At 66.3% G+C, this 3,409-nt stretch carries 2 protein-coding genes and 1 pseudogene; 1 reads left to right on the top strand and 2 read right to left on the bottom strand.

The features are described 5' to 3' along the window. Both IB235_RS24450 and IB235_RS24445 read right to left on the bottom strand, forming a co-directional pair. Nucleotides 1-182 (bottom strand): annotated as a pseudogene (locus IB235_RS24450) (tartrate dehydrogenase); the annotation flags it as partial. Between the two features lie 7 nt (nt 183-189). Next, nucleotides 190-1,653 (bottom strand): aldehyde dehydrogenase, encoded by a 1,464-nt coding sequence (locus tag IB235_RS24445; protein ID WP_192338979.1) that lies wholly within the window; start codon nt 1,651-1,653, stop codon nt 190-192. A gap of 247 nt (nt 1,654-1,900) precedes the next feature. Here IB235_RS24445 and argE point away from each other — a divergent pair, with 247 nt between their 5' ends. Beyond that, a complete protein-coding gene (gene argE, locus IB235_RS24440) occupies nt 1,901-3,034 on the top strand; it encodes an acetylornithine deacetylase (protein ID WP_192338977.1) in 1,134 nt (377 codons plus the stop codon). The last annotated feature ends 375 nt before the right edge of the window (nt 3,035-3,409 follow it).

The raw sequence follows: 3,409 nt of genomic DNA, 5'->3' as shown, positions 1-3,409 counted from the left end.
ATCCCGTCCTCGGGCATCATCCGCCCGGTCTGCAGGTAATGCTCGCAGGACCAGGGAAAGCGGGTCGGCTCCAGCAATCCCGGTGCCGCGGCCTCAGCCACGGCCATGGCGGCCTCAAGAACAGGAACGCCGATCCCGTCGCCGGGGATCAACGCAATGCGTTGGGAAGTTCGGATGGTCATATGAGCCTCAGAGATCGATCAGAACGGATTTGGAGCGGCGGTTGGCGTGATAGGCCTCGCGGCCCAGATCCTTGCCCAGCCCCGAGGATTTGTAACCCCCGGTCGGCAGGATATGATCGCGCGAGCGGCCATAGCGGTTGACCCAGACCGTGCCCGCCTGCAGCGCACGGGTGACGCGGATCGCTCGGGACAGGTCACGCGTATAGACCCCGGCGGCCAGACCATAGGTCGGGTGATCGGCCAACGCCAAGGCCTCATCATCATCGGTGAAGCTTTGCAGGGTCAGTACCGGGCCAAAGATTTCTTCGGTCACGGCAGGGTTTTTCTGATCGACGCCGCGCAGCAGCGTCGGCTGATAGAAGAAGCCCGGCCGGTCCATGGAGGCCGCGCCGCAGACCACCTCGGCCCCGTCGCGGATCGCGGCTTGCACGATCTCGTCGACGCGACCCAACTGGCGGGCCGAGATGGCGGGGGAATAGCCGCTGCCCTCCAGCCAGCTGGGACCGGGATTGCGCGGCTGCATCAGGGCGACCAGCTTTTCCGACAGCGCCTCGGCGACCGAGGCATGGGCGATGACCCGGCTGCCCGCGACACAGGCCTGACCGGCATTGAACATGATGCTACCGGCGATGCAGCGCGCCGCCAGATCCAGATCGGCATCGGCAAAGACCACCTGCGGGCTTTTGCCGCCCAGCTCCAGCGTCATCGGCTTGATGCCGGTCCGGGCGATGTTCTGCATGATCGCCGCCCCCGCCAGCGTCGAGCCGGTGAAGCTGATCTTGCCTATGCCGGGATGCCCGGTCAGCGCCGTGCCGGTGACCAGCCCGTCACCCAGCACGACATTGACCAGCCCGGCGGGGATGCCGGCCTGCACCGACAATTCGGCCATGCGCAGCGTGGCAAAGGGGGTCATCTCGGACGGTTTCAGCACCACGGCATTTCCTGCCGCCAGCGCTGGCCCCAGCTTCCATCCCGCCATCGAGATCGGAAAATTCCACGGCGTGATCGCGCCGACGACGCCGTAAGGTTCATCCATGATCATGCCCAGCTGATCGTCGCGGGTCGGGACCAGCGCGCCGCCCTCCTTGTCGGCCAGTTCGGCAAAGAAGCGGATCTGCTCGGCGGTGACGGCGATGTCGATGCCGGGGATCTGGCTGATCAGGCGGGTCGAGGCCACGGATTCCAGCCAGGACAGTTCGGCGGCATGGGCCTCGATCAGGTCGGCCCAGGCATGCATGGCCCGCGTGCGGTCGCGGGGCTGGCAAGCACCCCAGCCGGAATCCCGCTGCGCCTTGGCCGCGATGGCCACGGCACGGTCGACCATTTCCGCATCCGCGACCGGGATCGCCCCCAGCGGCTGGCCGTCCGAGGGTCGGGTCAGCGGCAGAATATGCTCGGCTTCGATATAGGCACCGCCAATGAAATGGCCACGAGGCAGGGCGGCGGCATTGGGGTCAAAGGGCAGGTTCATGGCGCTTTCCCTGATGGTTATTCGCGGTCAGCCTAGTCCCGCCCGCGCCGCAGAAGTCATTTCCCGACCCACAGGCGCAGCCGATCTTGCCGAAGCCGGACGCAGACGCGGCATTCCATGCTGCGGCAGGATCGGGCCACACCCTTGCCCGCGCCCGGCAGGGAATTGCGCCGCCACGCGCCGCTTCGGCAGAAACTGGCGCTGAAAATCGGCAGGATGGCCGGGTAATCCAAACTCTGAGTCCGCCATGTCCCCCGAAGCCATCCTTGCCGATCTTGTCGCCTGCGCCGACCTGCCCGGAGGCTCGAATGCCTCGGTGGCGGGGTGCGTGCAGCATCATCTGCGCCGCGCCGGGCTTGATCCCGTGGTGCTGACCGGCCCCGAGGGCGACCGGGTGAACATCCTTGCCACGATCGGTCCGCGTGACGTGCCGGGGGTGATCCTGTCGGGGCATATGGATGTGGTCTCGACCGAGGGGCAGGTCTGGGCCTCGGACCCGTTCCGGCTGACCGCGCGCGACGGCAGGCTCTACGGGCGCGGGACCACCGACATGAAGGGCTATCTGGCCTGCATGCTGGCGATGATCCCCGAACTTCAGGCCGCCGGGCTGCAGCGCCCGGTCCACCTTGCCTTTTCCTATGATGAGGAGATTGGCTGTCGCGGTGTGCCCCACCTGATCGCGGCGTTGCCCGGCCTGATCGCGCCACCCGCAGCCTGCATCGTGGGCGAGCCCTCGGGGATGCGGCCGGTACTGTCGCACAAGGGCAAACAGGCGACCGCCTTGGTGCTTACGGGACGCGCGGCCCATTCCTCGCAGCCCGAGGCCGGGTTGAACGCGAATTACGCCGGGGCCGAGATCCTGCTGGCCATCCGCGACCTGAATGCGCGGCTGGCTGGCGAAGGCCCCTTTGATTCGCGGTTTTCTCCGCCCCATTCCACGGTGGTTGCGGGGGTGGTGCGGGGCGGCACGGCGGTCAATATCATTCCCGACCGCTGCGAGATCCAGTTCGAGGTCAGGACGATCCCCGGCGATGATCCGGCGGCGATCACCGCGCATGTGATCCAAGCGGCGCGCGCGCTGGTCCCCGACCGGGCCCTCTCGGCCTCGCATCATGAGCTAAGCGCCTATCCGGCCCTGCCGCCAGGGGACGATCCGCAATTGGCGGACCTGTTGACCCGTTTGACAGGACATGAGGCACTGCAATCGGTCAGCTACGGCACCGAGGCAGGCCTGTTCGACGCCGCGGGTATCCCCGCCATCATCTGCGGCCCCGGCGAGATCGCCCGCGCGCATCGCCCGGATGAGTTCATTCTGCCCAGCGAACTGGCCGAATGCTGCGCCATGATGCGGGGGCTGGCCCGGCATTTGTCTGCTGGCTAGGGAAGCGCGTTGAGGTTGAGCAGCGCTTGTCCGGCATATGGTCAATTTGCCTGGGGGTAACGGTCGTTGCACCAACCAAAGTCGACGCGCGTTCGGCTGGAGGCTAATTAGCACTGCGGGACGGACGCTCTGTCGGCACCGGCATTTCGGGTGAGTAGCAAGCTGGTCCGATCGCGGACTCGGGTGCTGAATGCTCCGAGCAGTCAGCTGACTGGTTGGACCAGATGTGGCCTGAACAGCTTCTGGAAGACGATCGAGACGATCCGCAAGATCTATGTGGTGATCGAGTAAGCATCGCTTTCTGGAAACCAACGGGCGCCGTCTCTCCACGGCGCCCGTTTTCTTTCTTGCCCAAATATCCCGGGGGGACGCCAC

The organism is Paracoccus sp. PAR01, from assembly GCF_014851995.1.
In the GTDB taxonomy this organism is placed as follows: Bacteria; Pseudomonadota; Alphaproteobacteria; order Rhodobacterales; family Rhodobacteraceae; genus Paracoccus; species Paracoccus litorisediminis.
This window is presented reverse-complemented; position numbering and strand designations above follow the sequence as displayed.